The following is a 16,752-nucleotide window of genomic DNA, read 5'->3' as shown; positions in this document are numbered from 1 at the left end:
GCCCGCAATAGCCTCGCCGTGGCCTCGTCCAGGACTAGTCTCCAGGTTCCGGCGATGTAGGCAGGCGAGGATCGCTGCAGCACTCGGCTGAGGTGAGCCAGGTCGGTTCGGCGCTGGGCCAACCCGTCGCGGAGTGCCTGGGCTAACCGGCGCTGCCACTCGCCCACGGCCGCCATCACCTCCCGCCGGTCGGGCACAGCGGCCATAGCCGCTGCGGAAGGAGTGGGGGCCCGGCAGTCGGCCACGAAGTCGGCGATGGTGAAGTCGGTCTCGTGGCCGATGCCGGTGATCACCGGGACCGGCATGGAGGCGATGGCTCGGGCCACCTGCTCGTCATTGAAGCACCACAGCGCCTCTTTGTCACCTCCGCCGCGGGCTAGGATGATCAAGTCCACCCCTTGGGCGGCCACTGCCTTGAGTGCGGCGATGATGCTCTCGGGAGCTCCGTCGCCCTGGACGCTGGACTCGGCCAGGGTTAGCTCCACGCAGGGCCAGCGCTGGCGCAGCACGTTCTCGATGTCACGGCGGGCGGCGCCGTAAGCAGAGGTAACTACCCCGATTCGACGCGCGTAGGCAGGCAAAGGGCGCTTGCGGTCCTGAGCGAAGAGGCCTTCGGCCTCCAGCTTGGTGCGAACTCGCTCGAACTCGAGATAGGCCATGCCAGTGCCGACCGGTAGCACCTCATCCACATACAACTGGTACACGCCCTGCTGTGGGTAGAGATCCACCCGCCCGTGGGCCAGAACCTCCCGGCCTTCGGCCAGCTGGGCGCGCAGCCGATAGGACAGCGGGGCCCAGACCACCCCCTTGATGACGGCGTCGGAGTCTTTGAGGGAGAAGAACAGGTGCCCGCCGCGCGACAAGTTGGATCCCGACACCTCTCCCCGCACCCAGATGTCCTGCAGGATGTCGTCTTGCAGCAACACCGAGCGCAGGTGCATCGTGACCTGCCCTACGGTGAGGACGGCGCTGTCGGGACCCAACGAGTCGAAGAACATCGGGGGTCAGACACGCGTCAGGTAGGAGCCGTCGCGAGTGTCCACTCGGATGACGTCGCCTACCTCCACGAAGAGGGGCACCTGCACTACCAGGCCGGTGCTCACGGTAGCCGGCTTGGTGGCGGCGCTGGCGGTGTCTCCCCGAAACCCCGGCTCTGTCTGGATCACCTCGAGGTCGACGGTGATGGGCAACTCGATGTCCACTGGCTCGCCCTCGTACGTCGACACCTCGAGGGTCATGTTCTCCACCAGGTAGTTGACCAGGTCACCCAGCGTCTCGCGAGAGACAGCGAGCTGCTCGTAGGTCTCCGTGTCCATGAAGTGGTACAGGCTTCCGTCGTTGTACAGGTACTGGACCGTGCGGTGGTCCAGGCGGACGTCCTGGACCCGATCACCGGAAACGAAGGTCTTCTCCAGAGTGGCGCCGGAGCGAAGGTCCCTGACGCGAGTGCGGATGTAGGCGTTGCCGCGGGCCGGCTTATGGTGATGGTACTCGAGCACCCGGTACAGGTTACCGTCTGACTCGAAGATGGTGCCTCGACGCAATTCGGTCACGGAGATCAACTCGGTTTGCCTCCGAAGCTAGGATGGAGCTGTGGTTCAACCCCTCATATTACGCGTGAGAGCTTCGACTCAGCCACAACACGACCTTCTCCGGAATGGAGTCCATGGTGCCCTCGATGAAGGTGCAGTCGGGCAGGGATCGCAGGAAGCTGCTGCCGTACGCCTTGGTCCGAACGCGGCTGTCGAGCACCACAAAGGCGCCCCGGTCGGTCTGAGTGCGTATGAGACGACCGAACCCCTGTCTGAAAGTGAGGATGGCCTCCGGCAGGAGGTACTGGTTGAACGGGTCTGCGTACTGCTCGCTGCGTGCGGCGACGATCGGATCGTCGGGGACCATGAACGGCAGCTTGGCCATGACTAGGCACTGAAGAGCGTCCCCAGGGACATCGACGCCCTCCCAGAACGACCGCGTTCCCAGCAGGACCGCCCTATCGGCAGACTTGAAGCCCTCCAGTAGCTGGTTTCTGCTGCCGCCCTCCGACTGAGAGTAGAGCAGTATGTTCTCCTCCTCCAGAGGACGACTGAGGGAGCGCGTCGTCTGCTTTAGCTGGCTGTAGGACGTGAACAGGGCCATAAGCCTTCCGCCGGTGGCGCGGGCAAGCCGCAGTATGGCCTCCTCGATCGCCTTCTGGTGTCCTGGGTGACGCGGCTCGGGAACGTCGCGGGCGATGCACACCAGGGTGGAAGAGCGGAAGTCAAAAGGCGAGCCCACGGTGACGGTTCGGGCCGAGTCCAGGCCTACTTGCTGCAAGAAGTAGTCGAACGAGCCCGCTGTAGTAAGGGTGGCAGAGGTGAGGACAACGGTGCGCTTCTGGCTGAACAGCAGTTCTCCTAGGCTCTCCGCCACGCTGATGGGTGCCCGATTGAGGGCCACCGCCTCGCCGACGTCGCGGGCCGATAGCCAGTAGACGTAAGCCTCCGCAGGCGTGGCGATCACCTCACTGAAAGTGGCGACCAGCTCGCGTAGCTGGCGGGCGTTGGCCGCCGCGACCTGCAAGGGCTCAGCCAGGTCTTCCTCGAGCCCCAATCCCACGGCCTGCCGCCTGATTTCCTCCAACAGGCCGGCCACGACGGAGGCTGCCTTGGCGGCCGCCGTCCAGCATTCTACCAGCCTGCTCCACTCCGCCGTTGCTCGCTCCCGGGCAGTGATCCGCCGCTGCTGAGTGTAGGAGCGGCCGGTGCTGCCCAGCAGCCGTTCGGCGCACAGCTCGAGGGAAGATGCTGCCGCGTCGATGTGAGACGTCAGGGCTTCCAGCGCCTCGCTCAACCGGTCGCAGTCCTCCAGAGCTCGTCCGGCTCGCTGTCGCATCCGCTGTAAGGCATGGCGGATCACGGCCAGGGCGCCACTGTCATTGCCCCTCTCCTCGGAGAGGACGTCACCTAGCACGTCGTGGAACTGAGAGAAAGTGAGTTCCAGCCTGAGGGCATTGGTGCACGCCGCCTGGAAATGATGGGCCTCATCTACGATGAGATGGTCGTATTCTGGCAGGCTCCCGGCTTCGAGGCAGGCGTCCATAGCGAGGAGGGAGTGGTTGACGATGACCACTTCGGCCTGCTGCGCCGTCTGGCGAGCCTGCTGGAAGAAGCACCGGCCCTGCTGTCGGTAGCGACATGTCTCGCCGTTGCACCACGCCAAGTCGGAGCAGACCTGCTGCCAGACTCCCCGCTCGGAAGCGGTGTTGAGGAACAGCTCGGCCCGGTCTCCAGTGGCGGTGTTGGGAATCCAGACCAGGATCTTGGCCAGGGCAAGCGCCTGCTCTGCCAAGAGTGACTGCCGGTCTACCAGAGACTGAAGGCGAGCCGGGCAGAGATAGTTGTTGCGGCCCTTGAGCAGCGCCACTCTGGGCTCGATCCCGAGAGCCCGAGCCAGTTGGGGGATGTCCTTGGTGTATAGCTGCTCCTGAAGATTGATGGTGTGGGTAGAGATAAGCACTCGGTCCCGGTTGGTGCGGGCGAAGACCATCGCCGGCAAGAGGTAGGCCAGCGACTTACCCACCCCAGTGGCGGCCTCTATGGCCAGATGCCGCCCGTCATTGAAGGCCTGACACACCGCCCGGAGCATCTCTACCTGCTGCGGGCGATGCTCATAGGCGCTCATGGCTGCAGCCACGCGGCCTCCAGGCTCCAGCGCCGCCGCCAATTCCCGGGTGTCCAGCGGCTCCGGAGGGCGGCGTGGCTCGATCTGCGGATGCCTCTGAGGGGCTTCGGCGCCCAGCAGGAGGGCGCCCGGGCCGATTCCACCCTTGCCCGCCAGCTGCTGGGCGATGCTAGTGCGAACGGGGCGGCGGAGCTGTTCCCTCAGTATGTCCTCGAAGAAGTCGGCCTGTTGCCAATTGCTGCGCCGGCCCAGGGAGACTACCTGCTCCAACAAGGCTATAGGCAGCGAGAGAGCGGCTTCGCGTAACGCCTGAAACAGTCGCATGGCGGCCTCGGCATCGTCCAGGGCCCGGTGAGCCGAGTGCGAGGCCAGGTCGAGTTCGCCCACCAAGTGCTGGAGGCTGTGACGGGCCATGTGCGGCAGGAGGATGGTGGAGAGCTCGAATGTGTCTATGATGCGGTTACGTTGGAGGATGTTGTAGCGGGAGAGGAACGAGGCGTCGAAGCCGATGCTGTGGCCGATCACCGCGTCGTTGCCCACGAAGTCCGCCAGCTGCCGCATCACCTCCCACACCGGAGGTGCGGCCGCCAGGTCGTCAGGAGCGATGCCCGTGAGGTGCTGGATCTTGGCCGGAAGGGATCGGCCAGGGTTGACCAGCGAAGAGAAGCGGCGCACGGGCCCCCCATCGCCGAACCGGACCGCCCCCACCTCGATGATGGCATCCCGCTGCGGATCCAGCCCGGTAGTCTCCAGATCCAGGGCGACGTACTGACGCGGCATCGGCTACATTCCCTCCTGAGCCCGGGGATTCTAGCATGCCCTCGCTTGCCCGGCCAAGCACTGGCGGCCAAGGTCCCGCCCGGCCCAATGAAGCAGCACCGCCTTGCCGTGGCGCCGTCCGAGCGCCTAGAATTCGGGGCCAATGCCCACGGCATACCCTGACTAGGAGAGGCTGATGCCCTACGACTTGGCGGTTTCTACCTGGAGCTTCCACCGACATATGGGCCCGATATACGGTACCGAGCTCGACGAGCAGGGCCAACACCGGTTCATCCCGCGACACCGGTTCCCCGAGGACATCTCGCTGCTCTCCTTCGCAGCATTCGTCCGGGAGCGGTACGGTCTGGAGCATGTGGAGCTATGCCAGATGCACTTCCAGAGTAGCGAGAAGGACTACCTAGATGAACTGCGGGGGAGGGTGGCCGAGGCAGGCAGCACGATCGTCAATGTGCCTATAGACGTGGGGAACATCTCGGATCGGGATGAGAACAGGCGTCGCCACGACTTGGAGAACATCAAGCGCTGGATGGACGTGGCGGCCTACATTGGCTCACCGTGTGCCCGGGTCAACAGCGGCCAGCAGCCCAAGGGAGAAGAGAGCCTAGACCTGGCCATCGCCTCGTACCGGGAACTGGCGGCTTACGCGGGTAGACTGGGCCTCACCCTGCTCCTAGAGAACCATGGCGGGTTGTCGGCCGACCCACACAACATCGTCCGCATGGTCGAGGGGGTAGGAAGCGAGCACTTCCGTCTCTGTCCTGACTTCGGAAACTTCCCTGAGGGCATCCGCTACCGAGCTCTGGAGATGATGTTCCCTTACGCCCGCATGGTTCACGCCAAGACGTTCGAGTTCGATGGTGACGGCCACGAGGTGCGCTACGATCTGGACCGCTGCCTGCAGATTGCGGCTCGGTCGGGCTACACTGGTCCCCTGTCCATCGAGTTTGAGGGCGAGGGAGACCAGTTCGATGGAGTAGAGAAGAGCGTGGCGCTCCTGAGACGCTACTAGGCTGGCCCCTGGCAGCGGATTCGCATAGCGCGAGGCCCCCTCTTGAGCCGTCCTGCCCTTGGGAACGTGAGCAGGGGGCATAGCTTCCTGGGCAGGGAGGGCGAGACGGGCGCCGAATGACGCCGGGGCGAGCCCTAGGGGTGCATCGGGAGTCAAGGGCCGATGGTGACCCGGCCTACCTCAGCCAGCCCGGCAGGACTGTCCATTGGCCGGCCCCCGAGCGAAGGCTGTAGGCTGTGCCAGCTGCCCTGCGAGAGGGTGTAGACTCCCAGCTGCACCGCGTACTCGCCCGGCGGAGCCTCTGGCGGGAGCTCCAGCGCCACCGAGTTGAGAACGGCTGCCCGCTCCCTTAAGGCCACTCGGCCGTCCGTCTGACCGATGGTGTCACCGCTGGGAAGCGTGAGCCTTACCGTGTAGTGCAGTGTCTGCCCCGAAGATGGCTCCGAACCACTGGCCTCCAGCGGTCCCGGCGCGGCGTAGAGGTAGACGGGTATGCGTTCTGCTGGGCTCTCCGAGCTCACCTCGACACAGGTGAGGATGAGGCCCTCCCACTCGACAGGCTCGGCGCAGGGTAGCTCGGCCAGAAGAGGCACGAAGGCCTGTAGCCGGCCGAAGCTGGGGCCTGGGATGGCGCGGTCCTCCGTCTGGATTAGCGACTGGCTCAACCATTCCCTCAGCAAACCGTCAGGATCGGTCACGGTATCGTACAAGCGGAACACCCACAGGCGCCGATTGGCGGCCAGGGCGCGCTCCACACCCGCGACCATCTGCTCTAGGGTGGTAGCATAGAAGTCCGATTCTGGGCGGCCCCATCCCAGCCCGGGGTTGGCGCTCAGGCTGCCACCTTGGAGGATCACCGGGCCCGCGGCAGCGCCAGCGCCCGAGTAGTCGATGACCCTGCCCATCCAGGCGATCTCGCCCGGCCAGTAGTGCTCCAGAGCGGTATAGGTGTAGCCGGCGTTGACCAGGATCACGTCCCCCGGGACCCAGGACTCAGCCAATTCCCCAACGGCGCCGCGAAGATCATCGGCTCGAAACTCTGGCTGAGTCCAGCCCCGGTCGAGCGACATGGCGTTGCCCACGACGAACACGAGCGCCAGGGCCGAGGCCACATACCTCTTGCTCCTGTGGGGCCCGAACGCCCGTAGCGTCACAGCTAGGGAGGAGAGGAAGAAAGGCGAGTAAGGGAAGAGGTAGCGTGGGTGGAACAGGGGCTGCGCTAGTGAGATCAGGATGATGAAGGCCCAGGGCAGGGCGAAAGCCGACGCGAGAAGCAGGGCCTCCGTCCTGCGCACGTGCCGCGCCCACGGGGCCAGCAGGGCCACCACGACGAGCGCAGCTGCCAGTGGCCACCACCGAAGAGGCGCGGCTTCTCCCAGGGCGAGCGCTGCCGCTCCTTGACGCAGGGCCTCGGTCCACACGAGGGGAGACCGCCAGGGGGGCACCGGCGGATCGAGGGCTTGCCTGATGGCGATGGGCAGCCAGGGCAGGTAGAGCAGCAGCGCCAGCAAGTGGGCCCCGGCCCAGCGGGCGAGGGCGCCGGCACGATCGCGCTGAGCTTGGCAGGCGTGGACCAGCCAGTAAAGGCTGAGGGCAGGCAGCAAGAAGAGGGTGTAGTAGAGGGTGTAGAGGGCTCCGGCGGCTACCACGCCCCATATGGGCCACCACGGCGAAGGCCCGCTCGCCATCCGTGTAGTGATCAACAGGAGCAAGCACGCCAGCGCCGCAGCCAGCGTGTACATGCGGACCTCCTGGGAGTACCAGACGGAGTAGGCGGACAGGGCGGACAAGGCCGCGGCGAGGGCGGCCGCTGCGCCGCCACCGACCGGGCGGGCCAGGGCGTAAGTGAGAGCGATCAGCGCCACCCCGAGAAGGCAGGAGAAGAAGGCGAGGGCGAACTCGCTCGTGCCGTCTGCATCGGCCCACAAGCCCAGAGCCAGGTAGTATCCGGGCGGGTGAATGTCCAGCGCCGTACGCTGCACTGCCTGGGCTGGAGGAAAAGCAGCCAGGTGGGCGCTGACCGTCTCGTCGTACCAGAGGCTTTCGGCGCCCAGGCGATGCAGCCGCAGTCCGAGACCGAGGGCGCACGCCACCAGGCCTGCGATCCGCCAGTAGGCCGGTGGCTGCTGATTCCGGTGCCATCCTGCAGGTGTCATACTTGAGCCCGATCCCGGCCCTTCATCCCCCGCGCGGCATGCCGCAACCTTCCCCGACACAAGCACCTTGCCGACGGCAGACTCAGGCCAGGCGGTGTCGGGACGCCGCCGGCCGGCGGGCCTGCCCCGCCCGACCGATTCTGTCGTTACCGGACAGGGCTCTGCGCCCCTGTAAGGGACCGGCTCAGCCGGCGGTCGTCGCTAAGCTGCCTCCTGGCCGGGCTGGCGCTCCCGCTGGAGGTCCAACGATATCTCCCGGCCCTCGTCTGGAGTGCACTGGTCAGCCGCGTGGCCGTACCGCTCCAGACAGATCACGTCGAGGGCCTTGACCGCCTCCTCCAATGACAGGGACCGAGCGCGCGCCACCGCGTCCACTAGGTAGGCGCGCTGCCGCTCGCTCAGTCTGCTTCTGCCCGCCGGCGCTGGCCTGGAAGCCGCCCTCTCCATGTCCTCAGCCGAAGCGAGACCGGTTCCGGGCAGCAGGCCGTATCCCATAGCGGCTAGGGCTCGTCCGATGGCCGAAGTCTCGGCGATCTCCCAGGGATGCTGCATTTCGATGGCCGACCCATCCACACGCCGCGATGTGGCTATGCCGTGGCGCCGACCGTAGACTTCGCTCTCCACCACCACCATGAGGGTGAGCTGCTCGTCTGTGTCTGACAGCACCACCGGGTCATGGAAGATCAGCTTTCTCTCCTGCCGGCGATGGTCCGCGTTGGCCATGGCCAGCCGTCCGTCCACCGACATGTAGGGCGCCTGCTCGGTGACCCAACGGTTGTTCACCCGGCGCCGCCGTTCGATAAGCGTGATGTAATCCAAGAACTCCTCGTGCTTCACGGCTCCCATATCTGGGGCCCGGCGGCAATGCGCAACCAACTCCTCCCGCGTCACGCCCGTACCTCCTAGAACATATGTGCTAATGGCGATTATAGCGGGTGGTCGGGCCTCGAGCAAGCTGGCGTCCTCGTGTGATGATCGCCGGTTCGTGGCCGGGCGCCCCTACCACATGGCGTAGACGTACGTGTCCAGGTAGACGGCTCGAACGCCGGGCAGGCGGGAGAGCCGCTCCAGCATCTCCGCCTCAGTGCCCTCGGGGACGTGCAGGCGCGCCAAGCCGGGCACTCCCGTGTCCATCTCCATGGCTCGGATGGCCGCCTCAGGGAGCGAGCTTCGCAGGCGAGCCAGGGTGGGGGCATCGGCATCGACCAGCAGCACCCCCGGGCGATAGCGTCCTGAGCCTGCCTGGTCCAACACGCTGCTTCCAAGGCTGGCAGTGGGTGAGGGAGGGATCTGCTCGGCGACCGTCGTCGCCGCCAGCAAGGCCGGCCCCTGGATGAGGGCCTTCCCTGCGTCGATCCGGCCATAGCCGAAGGTGGTGTCGTAGCCCGGGACGCCCAGGTCTTGGGCAGAAGCCGTGATCATTGCCGCCACTTGGGCGGCGGTCAGCTGGGGGTACCGGGACCAGATCAGGGCGGCGAGACCAGCCACATGGGGAGTGGCCATGGACGTTCCGCTGAGCACACAGTATCCGCCGCCCACACAGGTGCTGCGAAGGTACTCCCCGGGGGCGACCACATCGACCCAAGGGCCCCGGTTGGAGAAGCCGGAAATCTGGTCCGAGAGGCTGGTGGAGCCGACGCCCAACACGCCGGGGTAGCCGGCGGGGTAGACGAGGTCTCCCATCTTGATCCCGGCGGACCCCACGTTGCCTGCCGCGGCCACCACCAGGACGTCGTGGGCCACCGCGTAGCTGATGGCATCTTCCAGAAGCTGGAACGCTCCCGGGTACTCGCTGTCATAGGGGGCGCCCAGGCTGAGGTTGATGATCCGGGCGCCACTGCTCACGGCGCGGTACACGGCCGCCGCAGCATGAGCGATGGAGCCGGCCCCGTAGCGGTCCAGCACTTTGAGTGGCATGATGCGCGTGGTCCACGCGGTACCGGCAACGCCGAGCATGTTGTTCCCCACCGCGCCCGCAATCCCCGCCACATGCGTGCCGTGGGAATACAGCGAGTCGTCGTCGGGAGGGAGATGGGGATCGAGGAAGTTGTATCCGGCGACCAGATTGGCCTTTAGGTCAGGGTGGTCCAGGTCGGCGCCGGTGTCGATGATGGCAATCACCGCCGGTCCACCCGTGGCGAGCGCCCAGGCCTGAGGGGCGCGTATGCGGGCGAGGTTCCATTGGACCGGGTAGTAGGGATCATTCGGGAAGCGCTGCATCTCCCAGTTGTGCGGCACCAGAGGTAGAGCGATCTCCCATGGCACGATGTGGATGTCGGCGAAGCCTTCTATGCCGCCCAGAGCCGCCACCACGGCACCGGGATAGTCACCGTGAGCTCCAGTGGCCCGGAAGAGCCCGTCGGAAGTGATGGTGCCAGCCACGCTGGTGGCGTGCCATTCCACCCGATAGCCGCTGGCTTCCTCACCCCCGGGGTAAAGCACTCGAGCGGAAAACTGCACCGTCTCCCGTCGCCTCACGGTTGCTTCTGCGGGAGCGACCACTACCCGCAGAGCCGGCGCGGCTATGGCGTAGTCGCCCACTCGGCTGACGGCGACATGGAACACATTGTCGCTGGGGGTGAGCCCGAGCGCGCTCCAGGCAGTGCCGTCGAAATAGTGCACATCCAACAGATCGGCGGAGGGAATGCTGTCGGGTAGCGGCTCACTGAAGATCAGATCCAACGCCAGCGGGTCGGCGCCCTCGGGGAAGGGCTCGCCCATTGCCAGGGCCTGGCCGTTCGCACCTGTGGCCTCAACCCGGTAGGCCTCGCCGTGGAATACTAGATCCTCGTCGGGCGTCAGGTCCGCCTGGTCCAGCGCTGTGACGCGGGTGGCAAACGCCGACGGAGTCGAGGTGGTGGTGGCCAGAGGTGTCTGCAGCGGAGACAGACTCGGGGCGCCAAGTAGCAGAGAGGAAGTCACCAGAAGCATGGCCACTGTCAGGAGCACTCCAGCTAGCGTAGCTCCTGAGCTCAGACCGGATGCCGCGGTCATCTTGGTCAGGTGCGAGGCAGGTGCCCGTGGCACCCGGTGTTGACCACTCATGCGTGCACGACCTATTATGGCAAGCACTTATCCCCAAGGTACGAGCGGGTCCCGGTAGCCAGAGATGAGCCATGTAGAGCCCTCGACTGACCGACTGCGGCGCACGCTGCGCGGCCTGGGCGGGTTCAGACTATCACCGACTCCTAGCTCTGTCCAGAAGCGTGACTGCGACTGGGTCCGGCTCTGCCGGTTGGCAGGGGGCGAAGCGGTGACGCAGGTGGACCGGGACGGATTCCTGGCCGTCCGGAACACTTTCCCCCTCGATCACAGCCACGGTCGCCAGCCTCTGTCGCGCGCGCTAGCGGCTCGGCCCGAGACCCTTGGGCTGCTGGCCCGCGACCCCCGTCTCAGGGTGATGGATCCGTCGTCAGCTGTCTTCCTCGACACAGAGACCACTGGTTTGGGCACGGCGGCAGGCACTCTGGTCTTCTTGGTCGGCGTGGGCCGGTTCATGGACGATGCATTTGAGGTCACCCAGTACTTCCTGCCCGGTCCGGGCATGGAACCTCTCTTTCTGGCGGCCGTGAGGGCCGGGCTGGGAGACGAAGCCTTTCTCGTTTCCTACAACGGTAAGTGCTTCGATGCGCCCCTCCTCGAGGCCCGCTTCACTCTGCAGCGACAGCGCGTGGCGCTCAGTCGTAGGCCTCACCTTGATTTGCTGTACGCGGCTCGCAATCTGTACCGGGCACGCGTACCGGACTGCCGCCTGAGCACGATAGAGCGGGTGATTCTAGGGGTGGAACGCGGCGAGGAAGACGTGCCCGGGGCGCTGATACCGGGCATCTACTTCGACTTCCTCCACACCGGTGCCGTGGAGCAGTTGGGGCGGGTCTTCTACCACAATCTGCTGGACGTTCTGTCGCTGGCCGGCCTGAGCGGGTCGGCTTCCGCGGCTGTGGAAGGGAGGCCAGAATGCACCCATCCGTCGGACCATATGGGCGCGGCCAGGATGCTAGAAGCCTCCGGGTGCCTTCGGGAAGCGGAGGCGGCCTATCGCCGGGCGCTCATGGTCGCCACCGGAAGGCGCCGGGCGGAGCTCATGCAGCGCCTCGGGTTCCTGCTGAAGCGGATGGGCGAGCACGAGAGGGCTGCAGAGGCTTGGCGGGCGCTAATCGAGGCGGGGGCGGATCCAGAGGCGATAGCGGCGGTGGAGCTGGCCAAGTACCTCGAGCATCGAGTGCACGACTACTCCGCGGCAGTGGAGGTGGTGAAAGGGGCGCTGAGTCAGCCAGGGGCTCGTCAGCCGGGAAGGCGGGAAGCGCTTGACCACCGGCTGCGGCGAGTGATGCGCAAGGCGGCTAACTAGCGTTGTCGTCGGTCTGCCTGAGCGATATGGGGATGGAGAAGCTGAACGTGCTGCCGACGCCCACTCGGCTGTCCAGCCAGATGCGGCCTCCCAGTAGCTCTACCATTCCCTTGGCGATGCTCAGGCCTAGGCCCATGCCCTCGTGCTCCCGAGTGAGGGAGTCCTCGACCTGGTAGAAACGCTCGAAGATCCGCTCCCACTCGGATGGGGCGATCCCGATGCCGTTGTCCTCTACGTCCACCTGCACGAATCCGCTCCGCTCGGTGGCCCGTATCTCGATCTGTCCCCCGCTGTGCGTGAACTTGATGGCGTTGGAGACCAGGTTAGTGAGGATCATGCCAAGCTTGTCGCGGTCGGTGGTCAGCCGCAACCCACCCTCGGGCAGCACCACTCGAATTGTGTGCCCGCGGTTATCGGCCAGGGGGCGGAGAGCCTCGACCGTCTCCTCCACCACTTCGGCCAGGTTGATCGCTTCTAGGCGCATCAAGGATGCGCCTCGTTCCAGGGACTCCAGGTCGAGCATCTCGTCCAGCAGTGCCCTCAGACGCTGAGCGCTTCGCAGGATGATGCCGGCGAACGGCTTCTGGTCCGGTGAAACCATCCCTTCCAGGATGCCGGCGTATCCCATCAGGATGGCGAGGGGCGTGCGCAGCTCGTGGGCGGCGATGCTGATGAACTCACTCTTCATGTAGTCTAGCTGCTTCAGATCCTCGTAGGCATGCCTGAGCTCCTCGAACAGAGCGGCATTCTCGAAGGCGATCCCGGCCTGGCTGCATAGCACAGAGAGGAACTCCCTGTCTGCCTCCCCGAAGACCCTGTGCGGCTCATCGTGCTTCAGAACCAGAACGCCGATAGCTCCCTTCTTCGAGTGGATATTGCAGGCTAGAAGGCTGGAGCCGTTGACTCCCCGCAGCGCTTCTGGCACCGCCGTCTCGGGCAGAATCGCCGCCCCCTCTCCCAGGCTGGCCCCTTCGACGGCAGCGGCCCAGGCCTTCAGCTCCGAGCGGTGGACGCCGTGCATCGCTACGGGCCGGAAGCCACCGATGCCCGTTGCGTCAGTCGCGGGCTCTTCTCCCAGGAACAGCACCGCTCGATCTGCCCTTAGCTCGGCGATGGCGGTATTGACCACCTGCTGGGCCAGACGGGGAAGCTCCGTGGTGGACATGAAGACCTTGTTGGCCTCGAACAGGGGCAGCAGAGCGCGCAGTCGGGCGCTCTCCTGCCGTAGTCGCTCCTTTTCCAGCGCCCGTGACACCGCGGTGATAAGGTCCTGAGGGCTGAAAGGCTTGATGATGAACTCCTCAACCCCCAGCCTGAGCGCCTCGATGGCCGTATCCATGGTGCTGTAGCCGGTCATGATGATACACACCAGGTGTTGGTTCACCGACCGGGCGGCTTCGGCGACATCGAGGCCGTCCATGCCAGGCATCTTGATGTCGGTGAGCAGGCAATCGAAGTGCTGAGCGCTGGCCAGCTGGACAGCCTCGAAGCCACTCCCAACGGTGCTGACCATGTAGCCATTGCCCACCAGGATACGCTCGCATACCCGTAGGACATCTGGCTCGTCGTCGACGACCAGAATGCGCTCTCGGGGCATAGGCCTCCTCGCAGGCACGGTGATACCGGGATGACCGGTATGTTACGGGAACCACTCTCTGGGCGCAATGCGACCTGACACATCTCCTCCGTCGCACTGACGCGAGGCCGGCGGCGTCGCAGCAATTGGCCTGCTCTCGGGTTGACGACTCAAGTGGCACAGGCTACTCTGCCTGGTCGAGCACTACTTGCGCCCCCGTGGAGGTAACATGGAAGCACCGGTGAGAGTAGCGGCGTACGGGCTGGGCCCCATCGGCAGAGCGATAGCCGCAGCTGCAGCAGCAAAGAAGTCGCTGGACCTAGTGGGGGCAGTAGACGTGGCACCCGACATCGCCGGCCGCCCGCTGAGTGACGTGGTCGCCGGAGGGCCTCGGGGCATCAGCGTAGCGCCTTCGCTCGCTAGACTGCTGGATGCTTGCCAGCCCGAGGTGGTGTTGCACGCTACCGGCTCCTACCTGGACCGAGTCTACCCCCAGTTCCAGGAACTGGTCCAGGCAGGGCTTAACGTCGTCTCCACCTGTGAGGATGCCAGCTACCCGACCACGGTTCAGGCGCGGTTGCTGACGGAGCAGCTCGACCGGGCGTGCAAGGAGGCGGGCGTGCGCGTCCTTGCCACAGGAATCAACCCCGGTTTCGCCATGGATGTGTGGCCGCTGGTGGTAAGTGCTGCTCAGGCTCGAGTGGACCGGATCCTGGTGCGGCGGGTGGTGGACGCGTCCACCCGACGCGAGCCTCTACAGCGCAAGATCGGCGCAGGCATGACAGCGGAGGAGTTCCGCAAGGAGGTAGCCGCACGGCGGCTCGGCCACGTAGGGCTGGAGGCATCCGCCCTGCTGCTGGCCAAGGGCCTGGGGCGGCGGGTGCTGGAACAGAGCGGGAGCATAGAGCCGGTGCTGGCTGACCGAGAGGTGGTCACGGAGTACTTCCAGGTGCCGCCGGGTCGGGTGGTTGGCCTGCGCCAGGAGCTGCGCTGCCAGCTGAGCGGCGGAGCGCAGATGATACTGCACCTGGAGATGTTCCTTGGGGCTCCCGAACCGGTGGACGAGGTGACCATCGAGGGGGATCACGAGGCTCAGGTGAAGGTGGTCGGTGGATTCCCTGGGGACACAGCCACTGCCGCCGTGGTCACCAACGCCGTGCTGCCCTCCCTGCGCTGCCCTCCTGGGTACCTCACTATGCTCGATCTGCCGTTCTTCGGCTGTATGCCTTAGGGCACCGGCTGCTAGAATCACGAGGCCCCGACTTCTGTCGGGGCCTCGACTGCAGTGAGCCACGCGAAGGGCGCTCTACTCTGTTCTATCCCACTTCCAGACAATGCCGCCGAGCGCCAGGGCCCATATCGGGCTCTCCCGCCCGCCGACAGTGGGCGTCAAGGCCAGCACGGGAGCGTATCCCATGCCACGCATCATTGGCGTCCAGTTCTGCCCGTCGGTGGTGGCGAAGACGCCCTGAGTGGATCCGACGATGAGATACTCCTCTCCCGTTCCCATGCGGGAAGCGACCGACAGCAGGGGCGGATCGCCCATGCCCAGGGTAAGCCGCTTCCACTGGTCGGCGTCCTCTTGGATCAGGCAGTACCGGTCAAAGACTGCCGTGGCTCGCCCGGCCTCTCCTGGCCTGACGATTAAGCTCACGTGCAGCAGCTCGACGTCCTGCTCCAGGAGATGGCGCCAGCTCCGGCCTCCATCATCGGAGCGCCACAGAACCAGAGGTGACCCCGCTGATCCGGTGTCGCGAGTGGCTGCCAGCACCACGTGATCCTGACCGAAGGCCGCCGAAGGGGCGATCCGAAGGACGGCCTGTCCGGAGAAGGGGGCGCTTTCCTGCCACTGGTGCCCTCCATCCAAGCTGAGCGCCAGCCTACCGTCGGTAGTGCCGGCCCACGCCACGGCCACCTCGCCGTCCTCCTCGAGAGCGAGGGCGGAGACCTGCTCCTCCAGAGTCTGGTCCCAGGAGCGACCTCCGTCCTCGCTCACGTATGCGCCGCTCTCGACGTCGGCAGCGAGCAGGAGGGGGCGCTCCTCGTAGCGCGGCCACACGGCTAGGGAGCCTAGACCGGCAAGATTCGGTAGCGAGGGGATCGCCGTCCATCGAGTACCATCAGTTGAGGTGTACACACCAGTGTCCGGCCCGGCGACAAAGAGGGTTCCACCCTTGGTGACGCTCAGGTGGGTGAAAGCGTTGGCGAAGAGGCCCTCCCGGCATTCCTCCCACGTGAGCCCCGCATCGCTGGAGCGATAGGCGCCGGCCCCGTGGAAGCCGGCGAACACTGTCTCGCCGTCCCCCGCCAGAGCCAGCGCGGCACCACCGGTCTCAAGAGTCCGGACCCAGGAGTTGCCCCCGTCTTCTGAGCGATACACGCCGCCGCCGGCCGAACCGGCAAGGACGACTGGGCTAGAACGGTAGTTGGGCGAGATCCACAGCGCGTTCACCGTGTCTCCCAAGACATCGGCTCCAACCCGGACCCATGAGTCTCCACCGTCGGTGGAGCGATACAAGCCATCCTCCTCGGTGCCGGCAAAGACGGTCCCATCCCGAGTGAAGGCGGGGCTTACAGCAAGGGCTTGGACTGTCACCCCGTCCAGGTCGTCTCCGGAGGGGCGCCAGGCGCGACCGCCGTTAGTGGAGCGGAAGACGCCCTCCAGGCTGCCAGCGAAGGCTATCGGGCGCTCCGGCCAGCCGGGGGCGCAGGCCAGGGCCAGCACACTCAGGTCCAGAAGCCCGAAGTTAACCGGGCGGGCAGTCTTGCCGCTGTCGGTAGTGCGGAACACACCCCCCGATTCGGTACCAATGAGCACGGTGCCATCGCGCAGGTAATCGGGGGAGACTGCCAGAGAGGTGATGCTGCCGCTGTCGTGCAAGCGGGGCATACAGTCCCACGAATAACCTCCGTCGACGGAACGGGCCAGAGTGCCGTCCAGAGAGCCTAGGAAGAGCACGCCATTGGCCGACGCGGCGAGAGCGGATACCTGTAGGCCGGTAAGCCCGCGGTTAGCCCAGGACCACTGGGCACCACGGCTCAGTGACCGGAACGCGCCCACAGGCGTACCCGCAATCAAGGGGTTGTGCTGGTCCTTGTTGGGCGAGAGCACCAGGGCGTAGACGGTGCCCCCCTCCAGGACCGGCCCCGCGAGCCGCCAGCGTCGCCGACTGGTGTACTCCCTCACACTCATGGCACTTCCTCCTGGACAGATAGGGTC

11 protein-coding genes are annotated in these 16,752 nt (G+C 65.8%); 3 read left to right on the top strand and 8 right to left on the bottom strand.

Translation table 11 applies throughout. From position 1 onward, the window contains the following. From xseA to HPY83_17535, 3 genes are all read right to left on the bottom strand, one after another. The coding region (xseA, locus tag HPY83_17545; GenBank protein ID NPV09750.1) for an exodeoxyribonuclease VII large subunit at positions 1–941 on the bottom strand (941 nt) is incomplete at its 3' end. Between the two features lie 63 nt (positions 942–1,004). Then, a complete protein-coding gene (gene efp, locus HPY83_17540) occupies positions 1,005–1,562 on the bottom strand; it encodes an elongation factor P (GenBank protein NPV09749.1) in 558 nt (185 codons plus the stop codon). A gap of 49 nt (positions 1,563–1,611) precedes the next feature. Continuing rightward, positions 1,612–4,440, bottom strand: coding sequence for a DEAD/DEAH box helicase family protein (locus HPY83_17535; protein ID NPV09748.1), 2,829 nt, complete (start codon positions 4,438–4,440; stop codon positions 1,612–1,614). Positions 4,441–4,615: 175 nt separating this feature from the next. On the opposite strand from HPY83_17535, the gene HPY83_17530 reads away from it, so the two are divergent. Beyond that, on the top strand, positions 4,616–5,449 hold the full coding sequence (locus HPY83_17530) for a sugar phosphate isomerase/epimerase (protein NPV09747.1): 834 nt from the start codon (positions 4,616–4,618) through the stop codon (positions 5,447–5,449). A 152-nt stretch (positions 5,450–5,601) separates the two neighbouring features. Here the strand turns inward: HPY83_17530 and HPY83_17525 are convergent, their stop codons facing one another. The 3 genes from HPY83_17525 to HPY83_17515 form a co-directional block, all read right to left on the bottom strand. Next, positions 5,602–7,542 (bottom strand): hypothetical protein, encoded by a 1,941-nt coding sequence (locus tag HPY83_17525; GenBank protein ID NPV09746.1) that lies wholly within the window; start codon positions 7,540–7,542, stop codon positions 5,602–5,604. Between the two features lie 264 nt (positions 7,543–7,806). Then, on the bottom strand, positions 7,807–8,424 hold the full coding sequence (locus tag HPY83_17520; GenBank protein NPV09745.1) for a hypothetical protein: 618 nt from the start codon (positions 8,422–8,424) through the stop codon (positions 7,807–7,809). 180 nt (positions 8,425–8,604) lie between these two features. Beyond that, positions 8,605–10,554, bottom strand: coding sequence for a peptidase S8 (locus tag HPY83_17515; protein NPV09744.1), 1,950 nt, complete (start codon positions 10,552–10,554; stop codon positions 8,605–8,607). 304 nt (positions 10,555–10,858) lie between these two features. Here HPY83_17515 and HPY83_17510 point away from each other — a divergent pair, with 304 nt between their 5' ends. Continuing rightward, the gene (locus tag HPY83_17510) at positions 10,859–11,956 is read left to right on the top strand and encodes a hypothetical protein (GenBank protein NPV09743.1); all 1,098 of its coding nucleotides are present in this window, start codon (positions 10,859–10,861) and stop codon (positions 11,954–11,956) included. Here the strand turns inward: HPY83_17510 and HPY83_17505 are convergent. Beyond that, positions 11,949–13,553 carry a response regulator gene (locus HPY83_17505; protein NPV09742.1) on the bottom strand — a complete coding sequence of 535 codons (1,605 nt, stop codon included), beginning with the start codon at positions 13,551–13,553 and terminating at the stop codon, positions 11,949–11,951. The two genes, HPY83_17510 and HPY83_17505, sit on opposite strands and share 8 nt — an antisense overlap. A gap of 208 nt (positions 13,554–13,761) precedes the next feature. Between HPY83_17505 and HPY83_17500 the strand changes: the two genes are divergently transcribed. After that, the gene (locus tag HPY83_17500; protein NPV09741.1) at positions 13,762–14,763 is read left to right on the top strand and encodes a dihydrodipicolinate reductase; all 1,002 of its coding nucleotides are present in this window, start codon (positions 13,762–13,764) and stop codon (positions 14,761–14,763) included. A 75-nt stretch (positions 14,764–14,838) separates the two neighbouring features. Here the strand turns inward: HPY83_17500 and HPY83_17495 are convergent, their stop codons facing one another. Beyond that, on the bottom strand, positions 14,839–16,725 hold the full coding sequence (locus HPY83_17495) for a hypothetical protein (GenBank protein NPV09740.1): 1,887 nt from the start codon (positions 16,723–16,725) through the stop codon (positions 14,839–14,841). Positions 16,726–16,752 lie beyond the last annotated feature (27 nt).

It is taken from the genome of Anaerolineae bacterium (genome assembly GCA_013178015.1).
Lineage (GTDB): Bacteria > Chloroflexota > Anaerolineae > DRVO01 > DRVO01 > Ch71.
Note: the sequence above shows the minus strand (reverse complement) of the source record. Positions and strands in the feature narration are given on the sequence as shown.

Coding starts and splice junctions, on each gene's coding strand:
- HPY83_17535 (NPV09748.1), bottom strand. CDS start 4,440: ATGCCGCGTCAGTACGTCGCCCTGGATCTGGAGACTACCGGGCTGGAT.
- HPY83_17530 (NPV09747.1), top strand. CDS start 4,616: ATGCCCTACGACTTGGCGGTTTCTACCTGGAGCTTCCACCGACATATG.
- HPY83_17505 (NPV09742.1), bottom strand. CDS start 13,553: ATGCCCCGAGAGCGCATTCTGGTCGTCGACGACGAGCCAGATGTCCTA.
- HPY83_17500 (NPV09741.1), top strand. CDS start 13,762: ATGGAAGCACCGGTGAGAGTAGCGGCGTACGGGCTGGGCCCCATCGGC.
- HPY83_17495 (NPV09740.1), bottom strand. CDS start 16,725: ATGAGTGTGAGGGAGTACACCAGTCGGCGACGCTGGCGGCTCGCGGGG.